Origin of the sequence: Kineococcus radiotolerans SRS30216 = ATCC BAA-149 (genome assembly GCF_000017305.1) — a bacterium.
Classification (GTDB): Bacteria; Actinomycetota; Actinomycetes; order Actinomycetales; family Kineococcaceae; genus Kineococcus; species Kineococcus radiotolerans.
Genome location: NC_009806.1, coordinates 144,419 through 168,680, shown reverse-complemented (window position 1 = coordinate 168,680; position 24,262 = coordinate 144,419). Strand labels below are relative to the sequence as shown.

Sequence of the window (24,262 nt, the reverse complement as noted above, 5' to 3'; positions counted from 1 at the left end):
GGGCTGACCCCGAACGCGGCATCGGCGGCTGGTACTCATCTGAGGACCTCAATTTCTGGGCCCAGCTCGCGCAGCAGCAGGGGCAGGTGACGTCTCGAGGGGCGCACCAGGTGGGCGGTGCGTGCTGCGCGCAGCAGCGGCAGATCGTTGACGCTGTCGGAGTAGGCGTGATCGACGGGTAGCTGGATACCGGCGTCCTGCAAGGCCTGAACCTTCTGCTGGCCGCGGGCGGGCGCGGCGTGGGGCAGGCGCCAGCGGTGGGCGGTGAAGGTGCTGGCAACGACCTCGACGCCTCGTAGGTTCAGGACCTTGCAGACTTCCCGGGCTAAGGGCTCAGCACAGGCGGTGGCGATGACGACTCGGTCCCCGGCGGCCAGGTGCTCGTGGAGGCGCTGCAGCGCGATGGTGATGCGTCGACCGCCTTCGACGGCGGCGTGCTGGGCGGCGAAGGTGCGCAGGAGCGCCTCGAAGCGGGCGGGGCTGAGGCCCACGGTGGCGGCCCAGGTGAGGAGGCGATCCGCGTGCAGTCGACTGGAGCGGCGGGCGCCGAGCAGTACCCACCCCGGGGCAGTGAGTGCCACCAAGGCCAGGCGTGGTGGGGAGCGGCGCAGCAGGTAGGCCAGGAAGCGGGCGAAGGAGTCGGAGGCCACCAGGGTGTCGTCGAGGTCGAAGACGACGCACTGCTGCTGAACCATCGGGCGACCCTAGAGGACGGTGCTCGACCGCCCGGAGATCGGCAGATGAGTGAAGTCACCGACTGCCCGCGGCAGCGCGCACAACGCGGGAGGACCGTGAAGTCGCCGGGGAGGCGTGCGGGAGCATGGCGTCGTGAGAGCTGAGGGTCCTGCTGTCCTGCGACCGACCCTGGCCGCTGCACCGGCCGAGGTCCGTGAGGCGGTGGCCGGCTTCCTCGGCGGCCCACCCGTGGTGGAGCTCCCTGCGGCGGCGGGGTTCACCGCCTCCATCGCCTCCACCGTCGTCGACGCCCGCGGACGGCGGCTCTTCATCAAGGCTGCTGCCCTCGGCGATGGGATGGGTGAGGCCGTCGAAGCGGGTGCGGCGCTCGCCAACGTCGTCGGCGACCTCGGGCCGCAGCTGCGGGGATCAATGGCGTGCGGTTCCTGGCGGGTCGCCGCCTACGAGGTGCTGGACGGTGCGACCGTCAGCACCTGGCGCAGTGAGGACCTCCCAGCTCTGCTGAAGGTGGTGAAGCGGATGCGTGCGCGCCTCGACCCTTCCCCCACGCCAGGGATCACGCCCTTCGCCGAGGCGTTCACACCGTTGCTGGGCACATGGCAGGCGTTGGCCGCCGGTCCTGCCCCCGGTGACCCGGGCGCGGTAACCGTCGAGCACGTGCGGGGGCGTCCGTTGCCCGTCGACGTGGCGGTGGAGCAGCTGGCAGAGCTGGAGAGCCGCTGGCTGCCGACCCTCATGGCTGGGGCGGCGTTGCACCACGGGGACCTGCGCCGCGACAACGTGATGCGCGAGCCGGGTGGGCGGTTGCGCATCGTGGACTGGACGCACCGGTGGAGTGCTCCGGGCTGGCTGGACCTGGTGCGCCTGGCTCCCGACGTGGCCGCGGACGGGCACGACCCACAGGAGCTGCTGGAGACCTCTTGCTGGGCGGATGCTCCTGCCGACGCCGTGAACGTGGCTCTCGCCGGTCTGGCGGGGCGGTGCTGGCGTGAGGGCCACCTGCCGGAGGTAGCGGCGATCCCTGGATTGCGCGTGATGCAGCGCGAGCAGGGGCTGCAGACGTTGCGCTGGCTGGAGCAACGGCTGACCACGCCGCGGCGATGACCACGTCCAGTTGGTGACCGCCAGAACGCACCATCAACGCGGGATGACCGCGAACGCGGAAGCTTGAACATGCCTGCTTCGTACGGGGCACAACGCGGGGATTGCTTCGCGGGCGCCGCTCACCGTCTTTACTAGTGTGCTATGGTTTGTTGCGTTGGAGGACAGCGACCCCCCATCCACCGGAGGCAAACCATGACCCACACGCTCACCGTCTCGGACGCGGACACGTTCAACGCGACGCTCCACGAAGAGCAGCACCCCACCCGCGAGGCCGCCCTCACCGCGTGGAGTGAGATGCGCGCCGAGGTCTACCCGCCCACCACCTACGACGAGGTGACCATCACCGACGACGGGGACGACACCTGGACGATCGTGCTCCGCGAGAACGGCGAGCCCCTCCCCTCCACCGAGACCGTCACGATCCGCCAGGCCCCCGAGAAGCCGTGCGGGCGGTGCGGCACAACCGTCCACGAGGACCTGCAGGGCGCCTGGGTGGATGCCACGGCCGGGGACGGATGTGGGGACGACGTGCATGACCCGGACGCCACGCAGGATGGAGAACCCGCCTACATCACCGTCGTCACCGTCGTGCGGGGCGATGCCGCAAGCGACCTGATCGACGCGCTCTCCCACCATGACGGCATCCAGTTCGCTGCCGCCGAAGACGGCGTGAGTCCTGAGGCCATGCGACTGGGTGCGGAGCCCGAGGGCTGGGACGAGGACGAAAACGACGACGAAGAGGAGGACGACGGCGAGGACGACGAGCCCGCCGTCGCGGACGATCTGCACGGCAGGACACTTCCCGACCTGGACCGCCGCGTCATCGCCATCTACGACCCCGAGCACACCCTTCCGATCGACTCCGGTGCGTACGTCGCCGCGATGACGTGGGCCGAGGCTGGCGCGACGACGATCGAGCAGGCCGAAGGAGTCGCCGCCAGCATGGTCGAGGAGTGGGCACGCGAGTCCGGCCGCGGCCCGGCCCGCCTGACCGTCGACCTGTACGTCGACGCGGACCGCGACGACCACTGACCTGCACGCCCCGGCCGCCGCGGTGACGCGGCGGCCGGCGGATCGCACTGCCGCCCCACACCCGCGCACGACCCCGAGTCAGGAGCACGCCGTGACCACCGCCCTGGACAAGGCCCCCGCCGCCGCCTCGCAGCAGCTCGCAGCCCTGGCCGCCGCAGTCGACGAGGGCCGGGTCACCCGCCGCGGTCTCGCCGCGCACGGCGTGACCTACGCGGACCTCGCCCCGTACGCCGAGCACGGCCCAAGCGCATGGATCATCGGCCCGGCCGTCGCCTGACCACAGCTCCACCCCTTGCCCGACCCGCGCCGACGCGGACCGGGCACCCCGCACCACCCGGCACGAACACGAGGAGCACCCGATGAGCACCGAGACCCCCATCCCCCGCGCCGCCATTCTCGCCAGCGCCGGCGACGCGGTCGCAGCCGCGGCCGCCGTCCAGGAGGCCGAGTACGGCCGGTGCGAGATCCCGGACGACCTGGAGAGCATGACGTGCGTGTGCGGGACCGACATCGGCCGAGGTGACGGGTTCGCCAATTCCGACACCAACGCGGTCGAAATGGACCACGGATGGGACGGGAAGCACTTCGCCTGCCAGCGGTGCGGGCGGGTGTTCGACCAGTCCCAGCACGACGAGGCGAGCGGCCTGGTCCTGGTCGTCGCCGGCCCCCAGGAGTTCACCCCGCTCGCCGAGCAGGGGTGAACTCCTACTGCCTGACGGTGGGAGAGACCGCCGAGGTGGCGCACCTGTCGGTCGCCGCGCTGCGCGTCCTGGCCCGTGACGTCGCCGCCGAGCTGGCCCGTCGCGCTACCTGAGCTGGCCGAGCACCCCTCTCGCGGTGCGCCGGCGCTCACAAGGAGCGCACGCAGTGAGTTCGCTGAACTGACCTCACGACGTACATAGTGTGCTATTGTTTGAGGTGTTGGGGGACAGCGACCCTCCAGCACCCCACTCCAACCAGAACCCCCGAAGGGACCGGCACCTCATGGCCGACTACCACGCCAAGGCACGCAGCAACTACTTCCTCCTGCGTGATGAGGCCGCTCGCAGCGCGCTCGCCGACTTCGCCGCGGCCACCGGCATGGAGGTCATCACCACCGACGACAACCCCCTGCGGGCGGGTCTGGTGAGCAACAGCCCCGACGGGAGCTGGCCGAGCAGCATCGCCGTCGAGGGCTCCGACGAAGTGATCGACCTGGAAGTGCCGGCCCACGTCTCGCAGTGGCTGGCCGAAGGATCGGTGGCGATCTTCATGGAGGTCAGTGCCGAGAACCTGCGCTACTTCATCGGCTATACGGTGGCGATCAACAGCCGCGGCGAGGAACGCACGGTCAGCCTGAGCGACATCTACGAGCAGGCCGGCGCCCTCGGCGCCGACGTGACGCAAGCGGCCTACTGACCGGCCCCACCCGGCGGCCGCGGCGTCCCGCGGCCGCCGGGTGACTCTCCGCCAGTCGGCACCAACAGGTCGGGCTCGCCGCGACCTGCGCGCCCACTCCCCCAGGCGCCCACCACCGCTGATCTACTCCCCATCACACCCCGGAGGTCACCGTGTCCCGCTTCCCCATAGGCGAGTGCCTGCTGCCCAGCCTGTCCCCCAAGGCCCGGGCACGGCTGGCGATCCTCGCCGAGACCCACGCTGCACCCAGCTACGCCAGCCACCACGACGCCGGCAACGACGCCGGCAACGACGCCGGCAACGATGATGCCCTGGACAGCGCCCAGACGAAGCCGGGCCACCTCGAGGCCGACCACCTCAGCCACGCCGCGCTCTACGACGCTGCGGCGGCCGTGGGCAACGCGTGGGGGCGTCAAGCGCCGACGGGACTCAGCGCCCAGGACGTGACGTCGGTCGCCGCCGCCTACCTCAGCGAGCACGTCGACCTGCTCACCCTCACCGAGGCAGAAAGGGCCCGGCGGGCAGAGCGGCGCTCGCACGCCGCAGCGCAACTGGAGGCGGCCGCCCTGACGGCCGCCCGAGGCGGTGACCACGCGGGGGCTGCGACTGCGCTGTTGGAGCTGCTGGCGCTCGACCCGGACCGGCGCCTGGCCGGCGGGCGGGACATCGAAGGAACACGCGACGCGCTGCGAGCAAAGGCCGCGTCAACCGGGCACTCTTTCCTCGCCTAGACCTAGCGTGCTATGGTTTACAGGTCGATCGGACAGCGACCCGATCGTCACCCGGCACCATCAACCAGGAGGACACCGTGGACGCCACCGCCCCCAGCACCCCGACCCCGCGAGTGCAGACCGGACACCTGGTGATGACGGCCAGCGTCCGCCGCTGGCTCCGCACCCGCCAGCACGGCCCCACCGACATCGCTGGACTGCTCACCCGCCACGCCAGCGGAGACTGGGGCAGCATCAGCGCGGAGTACGCCGCCATGAACGAGCAGGCCGTCCACAGCGGTCAGCTCCTGTTCTCCGCCTACGACATCGACGACCAGACCTTCTGGGTCATCACCGAGGCCGACCGTTCGGTCACCACCGTCCTTCTCCCTAAGGACCGCTGACCCCGAGGACCGCTGACCCGGCGAGACCAGCCCCCACAGCCAGACCCGTTCACCGCAACCACCGCGCGGGCCCCTGCTCCCGGCGACGTCGTCCTCGCACGACGCCCAGCTGCTCCCCACCCCCCGTAGGCCGACCCACCCCTCAGGTCAGGAGACCGCTCCCATGTTCCAGCCCACCCGACCCGCCGCCCACCCCTACCTGCTGGCCAGCCCCACCGGCCTCGAGCGTCAGCGCATGTACCGGCGTCGCCGCCTGATCGCGCTCGCCGCCCTCCTCCTCCTGCTCACGCTGGTGACCCTCGCCGGCATCGCCCTCGACCGAGCCGTCGAACCAGCACTTGACGACCTCGCGCGGCGTTTGGAGGCGGCCTACCGGGCCGCGAGCGCCGCGTGGCGCCATCCGAGGCCGTGACCAGGCAGCAACGGCTACCCCGCGGTACTCCCCTCCCGGAGGTCAACGCCAGGTGCAGCGGCAGGCGGACGACCAGCCCCCCGCTGCACCTACCGCCAGCCCCGGCGGAAGGAGGGCAGCGCCCCGCCCCAGGCGCCAGCACCTGCCCACCAGACCTGACGCACCCCCGCCACCGGCGGCACCCCTCCCTCAGCACCTCGCGGCTCTCGGCTCGCGGCTCGCGGCTCGAACGAGCTGGCCAAGCGACGCGGTGATGGGCCGCGGCCTTCTCCTGTCACACCCGAGGGCCCAGGAGCACCTACCGAGGTGAACCGAGACCGAGGAAGGGCGAAGACGATGTGTCAGAAGAAGCCTGGGCCGCGCTGCTCAGCCCATGGGCGGCACCGCCTGGAGGCCGCTGCTGCGCGCCTACAGGAGCTGGAGGAGGCCGGTGTCGACGGTCCGTCACGGCAGCAGGCGCTGCAGCGTCACCGGGACGCCCAACGGGACTTCGACTCCACCCCCGCCGGGCAGCGTGACCTGCAGCAGCGACTGGAGCACGGCGACGTCGAGGGAACAGCGGCAGAGCGGGAGCACCTGCGGCAGCGCCTGGCGGAGGGTCGCCAGCGACGCGCTGCAGCGCGAGCTGCTGCCGCCGAGGTGACCCAGCCGGAGTCTTCCTCCACCCTGACCACCAGCACCGAGTCGCCCAGCGGCACGACCAGCAGCACAGCCAGCAGCACGACCGACACCAGAGAGCAGGGAAACGACCGTGACCGAACCCACCAGCCCGCAGCACCGTCCCGCGGCCAGTCGCCTGACGCCGGAGGAGCGCGAGGCGTTCCTGCGGCGGCAGGGCTGGCGCCCGGAGCTGCCCCAGGCGCAGCGGGAGACGATCGAGGCGCAGTGGTCGGACGGGGCGATCGAGGAGGCGCTCCTGATCGGCTTCTGATCGACGGGCGATCGGTGCAGCCCATCGCGGTGCACCAACCGCCTGAAGACCTCGCCGCACGGCTGCGCGCCCAGGGCAAGTCCACTCCGACCCTGCACGAGCTCGCGCCAGCGGACGCCGGCGCCTACCGCGACTCGATCGCGGCACTGGCGTCGAGCACTCCCTACGCGGCGTCGGTCTACGTCTACTCCGAGCAGGAGTACGCCCAGATGCGCCTGCTGGTCACCGACGACGGCCGCTCCGGCGTGGCCTTGAAGGGCGACGAGATCGTCTCGGTGTTCTCCCGCGCCGACGGAGAGCACCGCGGGTGCGCTGAGTCCATGCTCGCCACCGCCGTCGCCGCCGGGGGCCGACGCCTGGACTGCTTCGACACCGTCCTCCCTCGCGTCTACTCCGCTGCCGGCTTCGTCCCGACTGCGAGGCTGCGGTGGAACGACGAGTACGCCCCCGACGGGTGGAGCTACGAGACCTACTCCGCCTACAACGGCGGGCGCCCCGACGTGGTCTTCATGGCTTACGACCCCGACCACGTCGGCGGCCGCTATGACCCCACGGGCGGGATCCACATCGACGATTACGACGACGGGGTGTCCGCCGCTCAGGCGGCAGCCAAGGAACCGCGCTCGACGTGAGCGGCGCGCACCGCTCGCCGCCACCTGCACCGACACCTTCCATCGATACCACCCCCTGCAGACGAGACGAGGCGTCCTCGATGGGCCACCGCATCCTCACCCACCATGCTCCCAGCGGCAGCGAGTGCACCGATCAAGACCGGCACCTCAGAGAACCGGCGGTCACGGCGGCCGGCGGTGGCCCTGGAGGCGCTGCGCCGGTGAGCCTGACCGGATGGCCCGACGCCGTCAACCTCCCCCGTGAAACGGCGGCGGTGACCAAGCCGATCCGCGAACTGGATCGGCAGATGCTCCACCGCTACCTGAGTCGTGACGTCAAGAGCACGGAAGGACCCGAAGACTTGTGATCGATCAGCCCGTGGAACGAACCGACCTCAGCAAGTCCGCCCCCCAGAACCGGAAGCGAGGCAGCAGACTTAGCGTCTCGGGCGACGCTGCTCTTGTCGCGGCCGGCGCCGCAGCCGTGGGTCTCTTCCTCGCGGGCGTCGCCTTCATCGCCGGTCCGACTGCGTCCTTCCATGAGCCTGCGACCAGCAGGTTCGATGAGGTGGCGGGGGCAGCCGCGGCACGCGTCGTCGCCGGGGCGGGCGGTGCGGATCAGCAGGCCACCTTCGCCGCGTCTGGCGCAAGCGTGTCGCTGTCCGAAGTCGTGGCCCCGGGGTACAGCGGCGCGGATGCTCCAGCTGCAGCGCGGGGATTTCGCGCGGTGCTGGACTTCACGGTGGCCAACGATCACGACGTCAAGTGGTGGCAGCGCCTCACCCTGCACTCGTGGCAACCCACCGAGACGGTGCACGTCTGCCGGCTCTTGACCGTGACTCCCGCTACGACGAAGGGGATCGACGGTGCCCGCACCGTCAGCGTCAGCACCTTGGATCCCGACACGAAGCCCAGCCTGGACGACGGCCTGTTCTCCCCCGCCTCCTTCATGAGCAAGGAGAAGCGGAACGCGGCCTGGGCTCGTGATTGTGCAGCCCGGTCGAGCGATGTTGATCTGAACACCGGTGAGCAGCTCAGCTCTGACCTCAAGGCTGCATCGCTGCGCCAGATCGATCAGATCGGCTGGCCGTGGTCGGGGGTTGGGCAGCTGCAGGTCGCCGCTTTGCAGGATGCATTGCGGGCCAACGCTTCTGCGTCGTGGACAGCTCAGGAGCGGCTCCGTCAGGCGTTGAGCTCGACCGCGTCGCCGTCCGCCGCCGGCATCCAGGTGGCATCAGATGAGCGCTACGCGACAGCAGCGCTGATGCTTCGTTCTCGGACCTGTGTGACGGCCTGGGTCGGACCCGACTTCGACCAGGTGTGGGCCGAGAACGAACCAGACCGGTGCGAGGCCAAGGCGGCTCTCACAACCGTCCCTCCTTCCCAGCCGCCGCTTCCGGCCCCGAACGAGTGAGTTGCTCAGGTTCTCCCATCGAGGATGAAGCGGACTTCCTGACGTCTTCGCGGACCGTCGGGAAGCCCGCGGCGGTTTCCCTCCAGTGGCCGGTCAGTCGTCGTGGTCACGGGCTCGCAAGAAGTCCCACAGGACTTGAGGCACCCAGTACCCCTCAGGCTGCTGGTCCCATCCGCAACCGATGGCGCTCACCGTGACTCCGGCCATCGCTAGGTCGACCTGCATGTCTTCGGGCAGCAAGTCCGCTGCCTCGAGTCGCAGCGCACGGATCCGAGTGACGGGGTCGGCCTGAGTCCACCACTGTTCGACGGCCATCTTCTGCACGCGGCCGATCATCGCGGATGACCTTCGCCTCGAGTGACGGCGCGATCCGCCTGTGGACAGCGCACACGGGGCGTTCACGACGGGCCACCACGGCAGAGGCGAGGGCTGGCCAGTCTGGCCGGTAGAAGCGACAGGGCCCTACCGGACAACCCGGCCGATGACCGTGCACCGCCGACCCAATGCCGAGATTGGGTGCTGCACCTGTCACAGCAGTGCCGTCAGCGGCACCTACCTGGGTAAGACAGGACACAAGGAGGATTGCTGCGACGACAGACCTAGCGTGCTATGGTTCTAGTTGCTCGGCACCGACAGCGACCGGAACCGGCCACCACCCAACCAGCAGGAGGACAACGTCATGACCCTCGACACACTTCACCGCTTCGAGACCCCCACCCCCGAGCCGGACGACGGCACGTCGTCGTCCTGGCGCGAGGCAGGACTGTGCGCCCAGACCGACCCCGAAGTCTTCTTCCCCGAGAAGGGCGGACCATCGAAGACGGCGCGCGCGGTGTGCCAGTCCTGCGACGTGCGCCAGCAGTGCCTCGAGTACGCCCTGGCCCACGACGAGCGCTTCGGCATCTGGGGCGGGCTGTCCGAGCGCGAGCGCCGGCGCCTGAAGAAGGACCGGCGGGAGGGCACACGATGAGCCTCTTCGACCGCCGCGGCCGCGGCGAGCGCGCTAACCCGCCCGCGAGCACCTCGACATCCGCTGGCGGGGCGGCTGCGCGCACGGGCCTGGCCTCGGAGCCAGGCTCCTTCTTCCTGGCCTACCTGTGTCCCGTAGGTGAAGCACTGACACCAAGGACCCCGTTCGTGAAGCTGCGGGTCAACGCCAAGGACATGACCGACTTGGTCACCAGGTCCTGCGGAGCCCCTCCCCTGACCGCGCTAGACGAGCTCAGCGGCTGCTTCTACGACATCCGCTTCATCCCCGGCAGCGAGTCCTCCCAGCTCGTCGCCTGCGCCACCTTCTCCCGACGCAACGAGATCTGAAGATCACCGACCACCCGTTCACCGCACCACCATCAGGGGTCAACCGGCCCCACGGCGACGCCACGCTCCCGCCTGCACCAACTCCTAGTGTGCTAGGTTTTCGGGGCGTGTCGTGCGCAGCGACAACGACACGCACACCTTCAACCAGAACGGAAGACCCTCATGTTCACCCTCCTCGAACGACCACCTCCCACCCTGCCCCGGAGCTTCCTCATGGCCGACCCCACCCTTCCCCCCACCGACCGCAACCAGCTGCGGGAGCAGGCTCGTCAGCGCCTGCAGGCGTTCCTGCAGGACCTCGCCGGTCTCGAGGGCCTGGCACGCCTGGAGCGGGTGGGGCACGCCGCGACCCAGGCCACCGCCGAGGCGAAGACCGCCCGTCAGGCCGCCTACGACGCGGCCCTGTCGGCGTCCTTCTACGCCGGCGCCCAGGGGCTGCACAAGGTCCTGGCCGCCAACGACCAGAGCTGGCTGCAGCTGCGCCGGCGCGCACTGAAGAGCCAGACCAGCCCGTTCCTGCGCACCGCCTCCCCCGCCCAGGTCGCCGAGCGCGCACGTGAGCTCGGCATCGTGGAGGTGCCCGACGCCCTCGAGACGCTGCCGCAGCTGGCGCATGCCCACGTGCAGGCCGAGGAGTGGGCCTCGGCGGTCCGCGAGGTGCGCGACGAGCTCGTGCGCTCGCTCTACAGCGCGTCGGTGCTCAACCCGCAGGGCATCACGCAGCCGATGCTGGCCCAGGCCGCCGGCATCTCGGAGCAGCGGGTGTGGCAGCTGCTCAACCCTGACTTCCGCAGCCACCGGCCCCGCCACGGCAACCGGCCGCTGTACGCGCCGAAGGAGGAGTCGTGACGTCAGAGGTACTGCGATGCACCACTCTGCAGCCCGTCCGCACCGCACACCCAGCACGAGTCCCCTTGGGCGGCCTGGCGCCGGCCACCCACCGACGCCAGGCCGTCCGCCAAGCCCAGCGGTGGCTGGCCGATGAGTCCTCGGTCCTGCTGGACACCGAGTCCACCGCCCTCGACGGCCAGCTCGTGGAGATCGCGATCACCGACGTTCACGGCGCGCCGCTGTTCAGCTCCCTGGTGCGCCCCACGACACCGGTAGACCCGGGCGCGCGCGCCGTGCACGGCATCGGCGACGAGGAGCTGCAGGACGCACCCGACCTGCTCATGGTGGCCCCGCAGCTGCGCGCAGCGCTCGCAGGACGCCACGTCATCGCCTACAACGCACGCTTCGACCGGGGGCTGCTGCGCCGCGAGGGCGAGCGCATCGGCGTGGACCTGTTGAGCTCCACGCGGTGGGGATGCGGCATGCACTGTTACACCCGCTTTCGAGGACGCGTGGACAGCCGAGGCCGGCACCTTCGCGCGTCGCGTCTGCCTGGAGCCCGGCACCGCGCGGTCGGTGACTGCCGCTCGTTGGCCGAGGTCCTCCAGGAGATCGCCGCCGGCTGAGCCGGGCCAGCTCACCGGTCCTCCGGCGCGATCGACTACCCCCGTCGTGCGCGGCTTGTCCCCCGGCTCAGGACAGGACAGGGTGACGTCGCGGAGAGGGCAACGAGAGGGGACCGCAACGTGCTCGAGGTGCAGGACCTGCGCAAGACCTACCGCGGCGGCAAGGTGGCCGTCGACGGGGTCTCGTTCGTAGCCCGTCCGGGTCAAGTGACCGGCTTCCTGGGGCCAAACGGGGCCGGGAAGACGACGACCATGCGGGCCATCGCCGGTCTGGAGCGGCCGACGTCGGGACGTGTCCTGGTGGACGGACGCCCCTTCGCTGAGCACGCGGCGCCCATGTCCACCCTGGGGGTCCTCCTGGAGGCGAAGGCCGTGCACCCCGGCCGCAGCGTGCGCCGACACCTGCAGGCACTGGCCGCCACGTGCGGCATCCCCCCACACCAGGTCGACGACGTGCTGCACCTGGTGGGCCTAGCCGAGTCCGCCGACACCCGCATCCGTGGCCTGTCGCTGGGGATGGGCCAGCGGGTGGGCTTGGCCACCGCACTGCTGGGCAACCCATCGACGGTGATGCTCGATGAGCCCCTCAACGGCTTGGACCCTGAAGGCGTGCGCTGGATGCGGCACCTCATGCGCACCTTGGCCGCCCAGGGACGCACCGTCTTCGTCTCCTCTCACCTGCTCAGCGAGATGGCCCAGACCGCTGATCACCTCATCGTCATCGGCCGCGGGCGTCTCATCGCTGACGAATCCCTGGATGCCTTCCTTGCCCGGGTCGAGACCGTGGGGCTGACGGTCTACTCCCCGGACGTGGAACACCTGGCCGCTCTGCTGCGCAGGCTGGCCGGTGAGGCGTCCGCTCGAGGAGAGCAGGTGGACATCACCGAGGACGCCGACGGGCGTTTTCACGTGGAAGGGCTCTCAGCTGAGCTCATCGGGGAGGCCGCGGTCGAGGCGAGGCTTCGCGTGCACCAGCTGAGTCCGGTGCGCGCTTCACTAGAGGAAGCGTTCATGCAGCTCACCAGTTCCGACGTCCAGTATCGATCCACCACCCTGACCCTTGAAGGCGGAGCTACTCCTACGCTTACTGGCGCAGGGCGCTAGAGATCGTCTTTCAGATGAAAGCACCCCACTCGACCCTCACGGGTTGGGTGGGGTGTTTTCTGCGTTCACCGGCCGAGCTGTGCCAGGAAATCGTCCACGAACTTCCTGGCGGACTCCCGCGTCTCCAGGTCCTCCACCGTGATGCGCTCAAGGACTTTAATGCCGCCCTTCTTGAGCAGGCGGTCTCGGGAGCCGTCAGCAGCGCGCCTGCCGGAGTGGTGAGGACCATCCACCTCGATGACCCCGGCGAAGCCCTTGTAGGTGATCAAGACGTCCGGCTCGTAGGTGTGGCCCTTGACCCGCATCCCCACCAGGGGCGCGATGTTGATGGTCTCGGTGTCTGGCATCTCCGCCTGCACCTGCAGCAACGTCGTATAGATGCGCTGCTCCCAGAGGTTGGTCAAGAAGAGCCCGTCCCGCTGGATAGCACCAGACTCAAGACGCACCTTGCGCGCCTGGTTGGTGGGCCGCTCCGTGGCCAGCTCACGGGAGAGCTGCTGGCGCCAGTCCTCACCGACCTCCGGAAGGACCTCGCGCAGCTCCAGGGCATTCACGGACCGGTGCTCCCGCGTAGCCACGACGTGCATGGCCTCACGGATCTGCTCTTGCAGATCCTCGCTGAACTTCGGCAGGAGGTAGGTCTCGACATCGATCTGAGCCACCGTCACATGGGCCTTGTCGTCCCAGGGGTCTCGCCCGTCGAGGAAGTAGGAGTAGTAATCGATGCCCTGCACGTCGAGCATCAGAGCCGCTGCCTGGTCTTGACCGCGCCTCTGCAGGAGCATCGCGGTCTTGCCGATCATGATCTCGTTGCGGATCTGCTGAGCCTCTGTCTCCGACAGGCCGTAGCCGACCGGGTCAGTGAGCTGCTCCTCCCAGGAGGGCTCTGCGGACTCAGCGGGCTCTGTGCTCATGATCTGAGTCTGTCACCAGCCCCGGACAGTCCGCAGGAAGCTCTCAGTGACGGACCTTCCGGGCACCGCGCTGGACGACCACGGGCTTCATGGTGGGGTCGGGCACAATCTGGACCGTCAACGGAGCGCCCTTCCAGTAGGGGTTGACCCTAGAGACGTTGGCCACGTAGACGCACCACTCCCAGGAGCAGCTCACCCCGACTCCGATGAAGGTGGCCTGGTCGTGGAGCAGGACATGATGATGGCGCTCGCTGTCGATCCACGCCTGGACGGTCCTGGAAGGGCTGATGGGCTCACCACTGGGTACCCAGAACATGGCCAGCGTCTCTCCGCCCATCCACATGCCCGGGATGATGTCGTCGTTAAGGTTGGTCCGGTGGTTGTAGTCGTCGGTCTCGATGATGTGCTGAGCCCACTCCTGGGCTAGCGCGTCCACGTGCGCCTCGCGCTGCAGCGACGCCAGGCCGTGGGCTGCGCGGTCGACGTTGATGAGACGCGCTGTCTCCCATCGAGGATCTGGTGCGGCAGCGTTAGCTGGCGACAGCATCACTGCACCTATGCCAGCAGCGGTCACAAGCGCGGCAGTTAGGCGGCGGGCGAGTGGGGTCATGCCCTGCTGCATCGGAATGGCGCTGCATTGAACCTAAGACGTGATCACTCAGATGGGTGCGGTGGGTGCGTTCATGCTTTCCAGGACGCCTGAGGCACAGCGGGGTAGTCACTCACTTCGTTGACGATAAGTCCGACCTGCCGGTCATACCTCCACGAATTCATTAGAGCGTCGCCGCGCCCACGCATCAGCGGCCAAGACGTCGTCGAGGTTGGCCACGGCCGGGTCGCCAAGGTCAGCGACCACCCGCGCGACGGTGTCGACGATGCCCAGCCACGGCAGACGCCGATCGATGAAGGCCCGCACACAGACCTCGTTGGCCGCGTTGTAGACCGCCGGCGCACTGCCCCCGGCCCGGCCCACCTGGTAGGCCAGCTGCACCGCGGGGAAGGTCTCGTGATCCAGCGGGAAGAGGTCCCACGTCTCGGGCTGGGTCCAGTCGAAGGTCTGCGCCGCGGCGGGGACCCGCTCGGGCCAGCCCAAGCCCAGGGAGATGGCCAGGCGCATGTCCGGGGGGCTGACCTGGGCGATGGTGGAGCCGTCGACGAACTCGACCATCGAGTGGATGCGGGACTGCGGATGCCCCACCACGGCGATCTGGTCGAAGTCCAGGGCGAAGAGGTGGTGGGCTTCGATGACCTCCAGGCCCTTGTTGATCAGGGTGGAGGAGTTGATGGTGATGACCTGACCCATCGACCACGTCGGGTGCGCCATGGCCTGCGCCACGCTGACGTCGGCCAGCTGCGCGCGGGTGCGGCCGCGGAAGGGACCGCCAGTGGCGGTGATGACCAGCTGAGCGACCTCGGCGCGGGTCCCAGAACGCAGCGCCTGGGCGATCGCGGAGTGCTCGGAGTCGACCGGCACGATCTGCCCCGGAGCGGCAGCCTCGGTGACGAAGCGGCCCCCCACGATCAGGGACTCCTTGTTGGCCAGGGCCAAGACGCTGCCAGCGCGCAGGACGCCCATCGTGGAGGCCAGACCCAGGGCGCCGTCAACGGCGTTCAGCACGGTGTGCGCCGGCCACGCCGCGACCTGCTCGACCCCCGCCGCACCGGTCAGGACCTCGGGAGCGGGCCACTGGCCCGCGCGCAGACCCCGGGCATCTGCGGCCTGCTGGAGGGCGGCGCGGAAGTCCTCCTCAGCCCCGCCGCGGGCCACGGCGACCACCGCGGGCTGCAGGTCCAGGGTCTGCTCGGCCAGGATCTGCAGGCGGCGGCCGCCGGCGGCGAGGCCGACGACCCGGAAGCGGTCGCGGTTGCGCGCTACGACGTCGACGGCCTGCGTGCCAACGGATCCAGTCGATCCCAGCAGCACGATGTCGCGGACTTCCTCAGCCGCGCCCCCGGGTTGAAGGGAGTCGACCGGTTCGAGACGGTTGGCGTCGAGGGTCACGATGCACCTCGCTCCATGTGGTGGGCGAAGCTCAGCTGGGCACAGTCAGTGCACGGGGGCAGCGTGTAGTCGGGGAAGCCTTGGTCGTCCAGGACGCGCCGGCTGGTCTTGTCGCACTCCCCGCACCAGGGGTCCTCCTCGACCGCAACCGAGACGGCCTCCGGAGCAGTCTGCTGCGATGGTGGCTCGTCCAGCGGCACCAGGATCCTGGCGAACAAGCCGCAGGGGTTGTTCAACGTCCCCCCTGGGCGAAGGCGTCTTTCGACCGCCGCCAGGATCGCTTCCCTGGTCCAGCCGCGCTGCATCCGCTGGACGATGAGCTGCCGCAGACGCATTGCCTCGGCCAGGGTTGGGCGGAGGCGGTCTGGCAGGTGCAGCAACGTGCGTTCGACCTCGTCCTCGTCGATCGCGACGAAGACCACGTCACCGGCGGCCGGCGAGCTGCCCTCGAGAGCAGCTGTCGCTGGAGGGTGTGCCGGGTCATCACCGATGCGCTGTCCGCTTGAGTTATCCACAGCCCCGCCACGTTCCGACGTGGACGTTACGTAGCTGTCTTCAGTAGGGGGGTTCAAGGACGGTTCGGGTGCAATGGCTGCACCCCGTGACGGAAACACTTGCACCCCGTCGGCTTGAAGCGCCTCCTCACGGGGTGCAGCCATTGCACCCCGTGTCTTCGGCGTCATCGCACGGGGTGCAGCCATTGCACCCCGTGGCGCTGGCGTCTCACGGGGTGCAGCCGTTGCACCCCGTGGGTAAATGCCCAGGTCAGGGCGGTAGCTGGCGATGAACGGACGCAGCAGAGTGTTGCTCCTGGCGATGTTGACCAGCTCTTCGTCCGACAGGTCCTCCCGGAAGCGGTCGACCATCAGGTCGTACCCATTGGGTCGTCTGTCACCCCGCTTGATCTTCGCGGCGACGATGGCGGGGTCGCAGGGACGGATGATGCCTTCGGCCTCGAGCCGGTCAAGGCAGCTGCGAACGGTGCGCTCCGACAGGCGGGTGTAGCGGCAGATCGTCTCCACGGAGGGGAAGGCGTTCAGACCTTCCGGGTCGGCGTGGTTGGCCAGCGCCACCAGCACGAAGCCGCACGAGCTCGACGGGGACTGCTTCGTCTTGCTGACGTCGATCGGAACGGGTGCCAGGTTCAAGGCCCACAGGGTGGCTTCGATGCTCACGACGCGACCTCGCACTTCACCGGGCGAGCTCGCCGGAGTGCACAGGCCATGTGCACGGGGCGTGAGACGGAAGTGACAGGTGATGCGCCGGCGGTCGGGTGGCCGACCGTCAGATGGGCGTGTTGAGCGTCCTGGGGTGCACAAGGACGCGCTTGAGCGTCTACGCTCATGAGTGCTCCATTTCGACTTTCAGCAGGGTGGAGCACGACGGCGGCGGAGTCGGTCAGCACGGGAGCGGCGAACTCCCGATCGGCGAAGCCGCCGTCGTCGATTCTGGATGGTGGCGTGCAGGCCGTGGAGAGACCGGCCGCGTCGGAGTCAGGCGCTGATGCGCAGCTCCTCTTGGTGAGACTCGTCGGGCTTGCGCACCTTGATGTAGGAGGGCACGGGCTTGCCGTGCCGCTCAGCGAGACAGAGCGCGATGTAGTCCGAGAGCGGTAGCCCCAGAGCCGCTGCGCACTGCTCGTAGTGAGCGGCCTGGTCCGTGGGCACGCGAGTGATGATCGGCTTGCGATCCCCGCGTGACGGCGTTCCTGGCTTCCTGCGTTCAGGCATGCGCTAGTCCTACCGCAGTCTTGATGCTGTATCAGGCAGACTCGCCGCGACACGCGGAGAACCGCGATCATGTCCGTGGCCGAGGTCGAGTCGCCGACTCGAGACGGATGACGCTGGAGGCGCCGGCGCGGCGAGGATCCAGGGCGCGGTGAAGCTGGAGGGCGGAGGCTGTAGGTCTTCACGTCCAGGTAGGTGCCTGCACAAGCGCCCATGTGACAGGACGCAGCAGAAGATTTCGCGCCTGACCTGTCGCTGGCCTGGTCGGCGGGCGTGACGTCGCGTTGAGGACACAGTCAACCACTTCGCCCGCGGTTCGGCCGAGACAGCGCCCAGGTGGTGGTGCGGCCGCCACTCCCTCAAGGGCTCCAGCATCGCGCCGTCGCGAGCCTGCGTGCGAGCCTGCGTGCGAGCCTGCGTGCGAGCCTGCGTGCGAGCCTGCGTGCGAGCCTGCGTGCGAGCCTGCGTGCGAGCCTGCGTGCGAGCCGTTGGGGTCGCCGGGGTAGCGGCTACATCGCGTGCAGGTGCCTGCTCGAGGAGCCAGCCCGAAGTCATCGAGAGGAGCGCCACGGCCAACCGTCCTCTCTGACCACGACGCCGGGCGCGGTCGCCGTCATCGGCTGCGGGTACACCACCGGGCCTAGGCCCCCGGCACGCTGAGCCACCTCCCTTGTCGTCCACACCGCCACAGCGAGTGCGGTCAGCAGCAGAGCAGGGCCTGCCCAGGCGGAAAGGGTCTCGATCACGCCGGTGGCGCGCGAGAAGCTCGAGCTCACTCCCGACGCCGACAGAAATGCCACGGCGTGCAGCCCCACCGCGGTCCACGCGCCCACAAGCATGAACGGGCCGAACGGCACCTTCGTGTGTCGCTGGAGGCGGTGGGTGAGCAGGAAGGGCACCAGGGCCGCGGCCGCCAGCACGAAGCTCAACGCCAACCCCAGCAGCGCCGTCGCCGGGGACAACCACCCCAGGAGCAGACCCAGGAGGCTGGCCAGGCGGACGTCCCCCCGGCCCATCCCCCCGCGGGAGATCACCCGCAGGCCGTGGAAGACCACTGCACCCGCGACCGCGCCCGCGAGTGCCGTCGCCATCCGTCGCCCGCCGCCGTCGATCAGCAGCGCGTCGAGGCTGAGGGTCACCAGCACCCACCCTGTGACCGGGCGGACCAGGGCGATCGGTAGACGCTTCTGCTTCAGATCGACGGTGAAGAGGGGGTAGGTGACTGCTGCAGTCAGCGCGGTCGCCAGCAGTGCCGGGCGGAGCTGGCCCACCGCCAGGCAGCTCAGCAGGGTCAGCAGCCCGGTCACCGCGGCCGCGCCTGCGCGGTGAGGTCGACCGAGGAGGCCGGCGCGGTGTCCAAGCCACGGCTGAGCGGCGCCGGCGAGCACCGCAGCGGCTGCGGCCACCCCCACGAGCAGGCCCACTCCCCCGACCGACGAAGTCAGGGCCGGTGTGAGCGTCGCGTAGAGAGGAAGCGCCACCAGCGCTGCAGTGGTCATCACGCGGCCTGCAGCGCGCCCTGAGCGCGCAGCTGATCGATGAGGGTCACCGTGTCGGGGTCCTCATCGCATCCGAGCTCCTCATTGACCTGCGTCAGCTCTTCCACGCTGTGACGCAGCGCCTCTCGCTTGTTCAGCGCCGCCAGAGCGAGCCAGTGCACTCGCCGCAGCTGCTCGTGTCCAGGCTCGAGAAGCAGCCCCTTCGCGGCTGCACGCTCGGCTCGCTGGAACTGCCCGGCCTCGTGAGCGCGGACGGCCACGGTCACGGCGATGTCGGTCACCAGCTGCCGGATCTCACCCTCCACGCGTTCGGTCCAGACGTAGTAGCGCGTGACGCGGCTGCCGACCCGTGCGAACGGCACACCACGCACCAGGCTCAGGGCGGCCTCCAGCATGTCGATGTCGTCGCTGGCCGCCAGGCGCTGCAGCAGGTCCCAGTCGGTGAGGACCGACTCGTGGAGTCGGTACCCCGCGGCGTCGGAGTTCAAGGGCACCAGCTGCTCTCCGGTGTGAGGGTGGGTTCCCAAGGCCTTGCGCAGTTCGGTGACGCGCGGGTGCAGGGTGGTGGGAGCAGTCCGTTGACGGAAGAAGTCGTCGATGAGCTCTCGCGAACCCACACCGGGGTTCAAGGCGAGGTAGACCCCCAGCGCCAGACGCCGCCCGGTCAGCTCCATGGTCTGGCCATCGCGCTGGACGTCCACCGGCCCCAGGACCCGCACCAGCGGCATCTGCTCATCGAAACCGGCCTCACGCAGCAGCTGAGCTGCGCGCACGTTCGCGGCTGCCTCGCAGGCTTCCGCGTCGCCCTCGAGGTCGGCCCCGTGTGCCGGCGCGCGGTTCACCGTGGCGGCACCGCTCAGGTCCGAGTCCCGGTGCGCGCTCGGGTCGCCGTTCGTGTCACCGCTCGCACTCTCGAAGACACCACCGGCCGCCTGGCCACCGGTGAAGCCGTTGCCCGGGTGGGCATCGCTGACCTCGCCGAGGACGTCGGCAGCGGGGCTGGTCGTGGAGTTGGTCGTCGAGCTGGTCATGGCCGACGCTGCGGCGGTGTACTGACCAGCGGCGACAGGCCCCTCTTCCTCGTCCCAGGAGGTGAGGTCGATGACGGCGGGGATGCTGCCCAGCAGGTGGGGTTCGGTGCTGGGCGTGGCGAAGGCGTACTCGACGGGTTCGCTGGCCTCCTGCTCGGCGGAGTCGAGCATCTGCAGGACCAGGTCGTAGTCCTCACCGCCCAGCGTCTGCGGTCGCAGTCGGGTGCGGGTCGGCGTCAGCTCCGCCCACGCGGGGTCGGTGACGTCGACGCTCAGGCCCCACTCCCCCAGTCCCTCCGTGTCGGTGGTCACTGCGGCGATGCCCACCCGGGGCAGGTCGTTGAGCAGCTCGCCGATGGCTGCCTGCTCATCAGCGTCCAGCGGGTGACCGACCAGGATGATGTGCGGCGACCACACGTCGCCGGCCTCCACCTCCTGGCGAGCCTGCGCGACGTCGTCCAGACCCGATTCCGCCAGTACCCGCGCCACGTCGTTGCGTCGCAGCTGCAGCTCGCGCGTCAGCGACGGCAGATCCGGCAGGTAGCGCATGCGCTCGGGAACGAGACCGGCCAGGTCCTCGCAGCAGCCCACCAGCGTCACCTGCAGGCCAGCGCCCCACGGCGTGGTAGCCAGCTCCAGGGCCAACGCGTTGAGCATGGCCTGGCTCTGCTGTTCGTCGGCGGCGGCGATGTTCAGAGCCAGCAGCTCCTCGAGGTCGACGAGCAGGTGCGCGTCGTCGACGTCGTAGCCGAGGGTCACCAGGCTCGGCCACGGTGCGGGCACGCGAGCGTCGATGTCGTCGTCGGACTCCGCCGCGGCCGCGCCGCTGAGCAGCCACTCGAACCCCTCGTCGTCCACCTGCTCCCAGGGAGCGGGTAGCTCTGCTGCCTCGAAGAGGCTGAGCAGCAACCCTTCGCCGTTCAGGCGTGCGGTGGCGATCCCCGGCAGGGGCTGCTCCTGTTCGGCCAAGTCGGCCGACAGGCGGCGCAGACCGCGGTCGATGAGGTCCAGTGACATGGGCGTGTGCAGGCTCAGCAGCTCGGTCTCCATCGCGGCCGCGGCCGCGTGCGGTGCGCGAGCGCGGAACCCCGCCCGGCGCCGGACTTCGCGCCGGCGTCGACGCAGAGCCACCGCGCCCAGCAGGCCGGAGGCCAGCAGCAGCCCGATCCCCCCGACGGTGCGCATGTCGACCACCGCGTCATCCGCGGTATCGCTGGCAGCAGCATCACGAGCGGAGCTCGTCGTGGCCGCTGCCCTCTCGGAGCTGCTGGAGGTCGCGGGTGAGGGGGTAGAGGCGGAAGGGGCTGCCGGAGCCGAGGCGCTGGGGGCTGCCGGAGCGGGCTGAGCTGCGGGGCTCGAGGGGACCTGCGAAGCCCTCGTGGCCCCCGCTCCTCCGTTCCCGTCCGCGTCCGCGCCCGTGCTGGTGCCGGCGCCCTGATCTGCTGCGGACGGAGACTCCTGCGTGGCGGGGCCGCCCTGCTCACCTGCACCGGTGTCAGGAGCTGACACCGCGGGCATGGGAGCTGCGGCGGTCATGCTGGGCAGGTCCACCGCGTCGGCGGGCATGCTCAAGACCCACCCGGGCCGGATCATCTCGGGATGCTCGAAGCGGTCCCCATCGCTCATGACGTGGTTGTGGTTGAGGTCCCAGATCTCGTGCCAGCGCAACGGGTCACCCAGGTGGACCTCGGCGATGTCCCACAGGTTGTCGTGGTTGCCGGGACTGCCCTTCACCTCGTAGGTGGGAAGCACCGAGGAGGCAGCAGGCGCCGTTCCTGCCTCGCCCGGCGCGGCTTGAGCAGGAGCGCCCAGCGAGGCGGGATCCACGCTCGGAGCACCCACCTCGGCCAAGGCCGCGGCACCGCCGCCAGGCGATGTGGAGGCCTCGGTGGTCACCGCTCCCAGCGACCCCGTACCTACCGCGCTGACCGCGCTGACGCTAGAGGTCGTCGTGGTGTGCGTGGCGGCCATGGCCGCGGTCGGTCCCAGTGCGGAGACCCCGACGATGCCCGCCACCGCCGTGATGACCAGCCGGCGAGCGACGTGCTGCCCGCCGAAGTTCAGCGGGATGCTCACTCCGACGCGGGGGCGCCCGCGCAGTTCACCGATGACCGAGCTCGCCTCGACCAGGACGCATCCCAGGAAGTTGAGCCACGCCAACCACACGACGACGGCGAAGGTGTTGATCACGAAGGTGGAGTCGACCTGCGTGTTCAGCAGCATCGACACGTCCGGCACCGACGCCGGCAGCGGGTTGCCGACGAAGTGGAGCAGCAGCACCGGCACGCCGGCGACGAGAGCCAGCAGTGCCACCCCCGCCAGGACTGCGCGGACCTGCTTCATCACTGAACCTCCTCGTCGATACCGGTGTGGCTGTCGGCAGACCCACTGCCGTCGATGCTCAGCTGGTGGATGCCGATGACCCCGAAGAACTGCGCCGGGACGGTGGCGGCGACGGCCACGGTGACGGTGTCGGCGTTGGCTGTGACCGTGCAGCTCGCCCCCGGTAGAGCGACGCTCACGTACTCGCAGGCCGCCCGCGACGCCCGAGCGGTGTCGGCGCCACCGAACAACGCCTGCTCCGAGCGCGCCGCGCTGACGTCGAGCTGGTCCGCGCCGGCGCGAGCGGCTTGGTCGGCGACGTTGTCGGCCTGCTGAGCCCCAGCGATAGCCGCTCCGCCGTCGAAGATCAGGCCGAGCAGGGCGAAGAGCATCGGCAGGCACAGCACCACCCACACCAGTGCCGAGCCCTCCTCCCCCGCACCTGCCCTCGAGGCGGGGACAGCGGGGCCAGCGGGGACGGCAGGAACGGCAGGGCCATCAATGACCTCAACGACGTCGAGACGATGCGCACCAGCACTCACGCTGTTGGCCGCGGCCCAGGGCGATGGCCAGCGGTTCACGTCGCGACCGACCGGCGGGTGTCGATGGGCGAGGTTCCGCGCGCGCTCATCGTCTTGCTGCCCGGCAGTCCCGGAGCGGTCAGGTCCGACAAGGCTGCGGTGCAGCTGACCGTCACGCTGACCGAACCTCCCGGTCGCCACCGGCTGATGTCGACGGAGACCGCCGGCCCGCCGGTGCACGACGTCTGAGCGGACTGCAGCGAGCTGCTCACCGTGTCGGCGGCCGCGGCCTGAGCGCCGGCGACGGTGCGCTGCAGGGAAGCTGCGCGTGCAGCGTCCTCCGCGGCCGAGCGCACGAGCTGGTCAGCGTTGCGGACCCGCCCCAGGCCCACGGCCAGCAACAGGATGGACACCAGGATGGGCGTGACGACGACGAGGTCGATCATTCCCGCCCCCTCCTCGGATCGGCCTTGAGGACTCAGCACCCGCCGCGCGGTCGCCAGGGCACCGACCCGTGCATGCGCTTGGGCCGACGTCTGAGCCGGTGTCTGGGTCTGCGTGTGAGACCGCGTCTGGAAGTCGCTCACGACACGTCCCCGGTCCACTGGTCGATCGAGCCACTGCTGGTCCCGGTGACCGTCAGGTGCATCCACGGGATGATCGACTGACCTTCCCCGCTGACGTTGACCGTCACCGCGTCTGCCCCGCGCGCGACCCGAGCATTGACCCCGGTCACCGCCTTGCCGCCGACACGGGCCGCGAACGCGAGCGCGGTCTGGGCACCTTCTCCCCCACCGGCTCGAGACAACCGCTCGCTGCGCACACCCTGCTCCGCGGCCGCGGTGACGACCTGGCGAGCGTGGAGGAAGAGAGCGAACTGCACGATCAGCAGCACCAGCAGGAACATCAGCGGGGTCAGGATCACCAGCTCCACCGCGGTGGAGCCCTCCTCACCCTTGGTCTGATCCCGGCCCTCCCCCGGCTGGCGTTCCGTGTCCTGCTCGGCCCTGCTCGCCGACACGGCCGCCGGCGCGGCCTTCGACCGCGGCGCGGTCGAACGCAACCGCTGCCGCGTCGCGTGCAAGGTGCTGAACATGGAGACGTCCTTCATGTCGGATCCGGGGGCGGGACGGGACCGTCGGGTGCCGTTCGGCACCCGACGGCTGCAGCTCAGCCCAGGTTGATGCTGCTGGCCTTGTCGGTGACCTTGGTGGTGATCAAGGCGCCGACGGCGATGGCGAGCGCGGCGATGATGGCGACACCGATGACCCACTCCGCGACTGAGAAGCCTTCCTCCTGGTCCTGCTCCTGCGGAGCCTGCACGAGGCGGCTCATCACGGCGGCGACGACGATCAGCGCCGGCAGGTGGAAGGTGAGCCGGTGGGCCATCTGGACCGCGCGCGCGGCCGGGGTCATGCGCTGGGTCGGCACCGAGGAACCCGTGGAGCGGATGACGGTGGCGAAGTCGCTGGCGGAGCCGGTGGTGAGCTCAGCGCTGGTGCTCGAGGTTGCGTCGAGGACGGTGCTGGACATGGGTTCCTCCGAGGATGCGGTGCGGCGGGAGCGGCTGGTGTGGACTGGGGGCTCTTCCGTGAGCAGATCACCGAGGTGGTCATCACGGCCATCGCCGCAGCCGAGGCTGTGGACAACGCCGAG

At 69.9% G+C, this 24,262-nt stretch carries 31 protein-coding genes; 17 read left to right on the top strand and 14 right to left on the bottom strand.

Annotation, left to right across the window (positions count from 1 at the left end):
• Positions 1-35: 35 nt before the first annotated feature.
• Positions 36-695: a haloacid dehalogenase-like hydrolase gene (locus KRAD_RS23515; RefSeq protein WP_012001889.1), complete on the bottom strand. Its 660-nt coding sequence runs from the start codon at positions 693-695 to the stop codon at positions 36-38.
• 202 nt (positions 696-897) lie between these two features.
• On the opposite strand from KRAD_RS23515, the gene KRAD_RS23510 reads away from it, so the two are divergent.
• The 8 genes from KRAD_RS23510 to KRAD_RS23475 all read left to right on the top strand — a co-directional run bounded on the left by KRAD_RS23510 (position 898) and on the right by KRAD_RS23475 (position 5,756).
• Complete coding sequence (locus tag KRAD_RS23510; RefSeq protein ID WP_238985880.1) at positions 898-1,800, top strand: aminoglycoside phosphotransferase; 903 nt, start codon at positions 898-900, stop codon at positions 1,798-1,800.
• 192 nt (positions 1,801-1,992) lie between these two features.
• Positions 1,993-2,832, top strand: a complete 840-nt coding sequence (locus KRAD_RS23505; protein WP_012001891.1) for a hypothetical protein — start codon at positions 1,993-1,995, stop codon at positions 2,830-2,832.
• Positions 2,833-2,923: 91 nt separating this feature from the next.
• Entirely contained in the window at positions 2,924-3,109 is a 186-nt protein-coding gene (locus tag KRAD_RS23500) for a hypothetical protein (protein ID WP_012001892.1), read from the top strand.
• A gap of 82 nt (positions 3,110-3,191) precedes the next feature.
• Complete coding sequence (locus KRAD_RS23495; RefSeq protein WP_012001893.1) at positions 3,192-3,533, top strand: hypothetical protein; 342 nt, start codon at positions 3,192-3,194, stop codon at positions 3,531-3,533.
• Between the two features lie 283 nt (positions 3,534-3,816).
• Positions 3,817-4,230: a hypothetical protein gene (locus KRAD_RS23490; protein WP_012001894.1), complete on the top strand. Its 414-nt coding sequence runs from the start codon at positions 3,817-3,819 to the stop codon at positions 4,228-4,230.
• 152 nt (positions 4,231-4,382) lie between these two features.
• Positions 4,383-4,961, top strand: a complete 579-nt coding sequence (locus tag KRAD_RS23485) for a hypothetical protein (protein WP_012001895.1) — start codon at positions 4,383-4,385, stop codon at positions 4,959-4,961.
• Positions 4,962-5,038: 77 nt separating this feature from the next.
• Positions 5,039-5,344 carry a hypothetical protein gene (locus KRAD_RS23480; protein ID WP_049821589.1) on the top strand — a complete coding sequence of 102 codons (306 nt, stop codon included), beginning with the start codon at positions 5,039-5,041 and terminating at the stop codon, positions 5,342-5,344.
• Between the two features lie 163 nt (positions 5,345-5,507).
• Positions 5,508-5,756 (top strand): hypothetical protein, encoded by a 249-nt coding sequence (locus KRAD_RS23475; RefSeq protein WP_012001896.1) that lies wholly within the window; start codon positions 5,508-5,510, stop codon positions 5,754-5,756.
• A 444-nt stretch (positions 5,757-6,200) separates the two neighbouring features.
• Here the strand turns inward: KRAD_RS23475 and KRAD_RS27745 are convergent, their stop codons facing one another.
• Positions 6,201-6,332: a hypothetical protein gene (locus tag KRAD_RS27745; RefSeq protein ID WP_275263117.1), complete on the bottom strand. Its 132-nt coding sequence runs from the start codon at positions 6,330-6,332 to the stop codon at positions 6,201-6,203.
• A 175-nt stretch (positions 6,333-6,507) separates the two neighbouring features.
• On the opposite strand from KRAD_RS27745, the gene KRAD_RS26335 reads away from it, so the two are divergent.
• The 4 genes from KRAD_RS26335 to KRAD_RS23460 all read left to right on the top strand — a co-directional run bounded on the left by KRAD_RS26335 (position 6,508) and on the right by KRAD_RS23460 (position 8,712).
• Complete coding sequence (locus KRAD_RS26335) at positions 6,508-6,687, top strand: hypothetical protein (RefSeq protein ID WP_041293812.1); 180 nt, start codon at positions 6,508-6,510, stop codon at positions 6,685-6,687.
• Positions 6,688-6,701: 14 nt separating this feature from the next.
• A complete protein-coding gene (locus tag KRAD_RS26330; RefSeq protein WP_238985879.1) occupies positions 6,702-7,319 on the top strand; it encodes a hypothetical protein in 618 nt (205 codons plus the stop codon).
• A 200-nt stretch (positions 7,320-7,519) separates the two neighbouring features.
• Positions 7,520-7,666 (top strand): hypothetical protein, encoded by a 147-nt coding sequence (locus KRAD_RS26325; RefSeq protein WP_157874028.1) that lies wholly within the window; start codon positions 7,520-7,522, stop codon positions 7,664-7,666.
• A gap of 11 nt (positions 7,667-7,677) precedes the next feature.
• The gene (locus KRAD_RS23460) at positions 7,678-8,712 is read left to right on the top strand and encodes a hypothetical protein (RefSeq protein ID WP_157874027.1); all 1,035 of its coding nucleotides are present in this window, start codon (positions 7,678-7,680) and stop codon (positions 8,710-8,712) included.
• Positions 8,713-8,805: 93 nt separating this feature from the next.
• On the opposite strand, the gene KRAD_RS23455 is transcribed toward KRAD_RS23460, so the two are convergent.
• Positions 8,806-9,027, bottom strand: coding sequence for a hypothetical protein (locus KRAD_RS23455; RefSeq protein ID WP_238985883.1), 222 nt, complete (start codon positions 9,025-9,027; stop codon positions 8,806-8,808).
• A gap of 364 nt (positions 9,028-9,391) precedes the next feature.
• Between KRAD_RS23455 and KRAD_RS23450 the strand changes: the two genes are divergently transcribed.
• The 5 genes from KRAD_RS23450 (at position 9,392) to KRAD_RS23430 (ending at position 12,590) form a co-directional block, all read left to right on the top strand.
• Positions 9,392-9,682 carry a WhiB family transcriptional regulator gene (locus KRAD_RS23450; RefSeq protein ID WP_012001901.1) on the top strand — a complete coding sequence of 97 codons (291 nt, stop codon included), beginning with the start codon at positions 9,392-9,394 and terminating at the stop codon, positions 9,680-9,682.
• Positions 9,679-10,029: a hypothetical protein gene (locus KRAD_RS25535; RefSeq protein ID WP_012001902.1), complete on the top strand. Its 351-nt coding sequence runs from the start codon at positions 9,679-9,681 to the stop codon at positions 10,027-10,029. The genes KRAD_RS23450 and KRAD_RS25535 overlap by 4 nt, the downstream gene beginning before the upstream one ends.
• Positions 10,030-10,191: 162 nt before the next feature.
• Positions 10,192-10,878 (top strand): hypothetical protein, encoded by a 687-nt coding sequence (locus KRAD_RS23440; protein ID WP_012001903.1) that lies wholly within the window; start codon positions 10,192-10,194, stop codon positions 10,876-10,878.
• A gap of 65 nt (positions 10,879-10,943) precedes the next feature.
• On the top strand, positions 10,944-11,486 hold the full coding sequence (locus KRAD_RS23435) for a 3'-5' exonuclease (protein WP_049821588.1): 543 nt from the start codon (positions 10,944-10,946) through the stop codon (positions 11,484-11,486).
• 120 nt (positions 11,487-11,606) lie between these two features.
• Complete coding sequence (locus KRAD_RS23430; protein ID WP_012001905.1) at positions 11,607-12,590, top strand: ABC transporter ATP-binding protein; 984 nt, start codon at positions 11,607-11,609, stop codon at positions 12,588-12,590.
• A gap of 65 nt (positions 12,591-12,655) precedes the next feature.
• On the opposite strand, the gene KRAD_RS23425 is transcribed toward KRAD_RS23430, so the two are convergent.
• The 11 genes from KRAD_RS23425 to KRAD_RS23375 all read right to left on the bottom strand — a co-directional run bounded on the left by KRAD_RS23425 (position 12,656) and on the right by KRAD_RS23375 (position 24,139).
• Positions 12,656-13,504: a PDDEXK family nuclease gene (locus KRAD_RS23425; protein WP_012001906.1), complete on the bottom strand. Its 849-nt coding sequence runs from the start codon at positions 13,502-13,504 to the stop codon at positions 12,656-12,658.
• A gap of 43 nt (positions 13,505-13,547) precedes the next feature.
• Positions 13,548-14,114: a CAP domain-containing protein gene (locus KRAD_RS23420; RefSeq protein WP_157874025.1), complete on the bottom strand. Its 567-nt coding sequence runs from the start codon at positions 14,112-14,114 to the stop codon at positions 13,548-13,550.
• A gap of 144 nt (positions 14,115-14,258) precedes the next feature.
• Positions 14,259-15,506 (bottom strand): 1-deoxy-D-xylulose-5-phosphate reductoisomerase, encoded by a 1,248-nt coding sequence (gene dxr / locus KRAD_RS23415; RefSeq protein ID WP_012001908.1) that lies wholly within the window; start codon positions 15,504-15,506, stop codon positions 14,259-14,261.
• Positions 15,503-16,681 (bottom strand): helix-turn-helix domain-containing protein, encoded by a 1,179-nt coding sequence (locus tag KRAD_RS25530; protein ID WP_012001909.1) that lies wholly within the window; start codon positions 16,679-16,681, stop codon positions 15,503-15,505. Before KRAD_RS25530 ends, dxr begins: the two co-directional genes overlap by 4 nt.
• Before the next feature lie 318 nt (positions 16,682-16,999).
• On the bottom strand, positions 17,000-17,236 hold the full coding sequence (locus KRAD_RS25525; RefSeq protein WP_012001910.1) for a hypothetical protein: 237 nt from the start codon (positions 17,234-17,236) through the stop codon (positions 17,000-17,002).
• 548 nt (positions 17,237-17,784) lie between these two features.
• Positions 17,785-18,732: a prepilin peptidase gene (locus tag KRAD_RS24865; protein WP_157874024.1), complete on the bottom strand. Its 948-nt coding sequence runs from the start codon at positions 18,730-18,732 to the stop codon at positions 17,785-17,787.
• Positions 18,732-22,106: an AfsR/SARP family transcriptional regulator gene (locus tag KRAD_RS23395; RefSeq protein WP_012001912.1), complete on the bottom strand. Its 3,375-nt coding sequence runs from the start codon at positions 22,104-22,106 to the stop codon at positions 18,732-18,734. The genes KRAD_RS24865 and KRAD_RS23395 overlap by 1 nt, the downstream gene beginning before the upstream one ends.
• Complete coding sequence (locus tag KRAD_RS23390) at positions 22,106-22,501, bottom strand: pilus assembly protein TadG-related protein (protein WP_012001913.1); 396 nt, start codon at positions 22,499-22,501, stop codon at positions 22,106-22,108. Before KRAD_RS23390 ends, KRAD_RS23395 begins: the two co-directional genes overlap by 1 nt.
• 161 nt (positions 22,502-22,662) lie before the next feature.
• The gene (locus KRAD_RS23385; protein WP_012001914.1) at positions 22,663-23,193 is read right to left on the bottom strand and encodes a TadE/TadG family type IV pilus assembly protein; all 531 of its coding nucleotides are present in this window, start codon (positions 23,191-23,193) and stop codon (positions 22,663-22,665) included.
• Positions 23,190-23,717 carry a TadE/TadG family type IV pilus assembly protein gene (locus KRAD_RS23380; RefSeq protein WP_041293804.1) on the bottom strand — a complete coding sequence of 176 codons (528 nt, stop codon included), beginning with the start codon at positions 23,715-23,717 and terminating at the stop codon, positions 23,190-23,192. The genes KRAD_RS23385 and KRAD_RS23380 overlap by 4 nt, the downstream gene beginning before the upstream one ends.
• Positions 23,718-23,776: 59 nt before the next feature.
• A complete protein-coding gene (locus KRAD_RS23375; RefSeq protein WP_012001916.1) occupies positions 23,777-24,139 on the bottom strand; it encodes a hypothetical protein in 363 nt (120 codons plus the stop codon).
• Positions 24,140-24,262 lie beyond the last annotated feature (123 nt).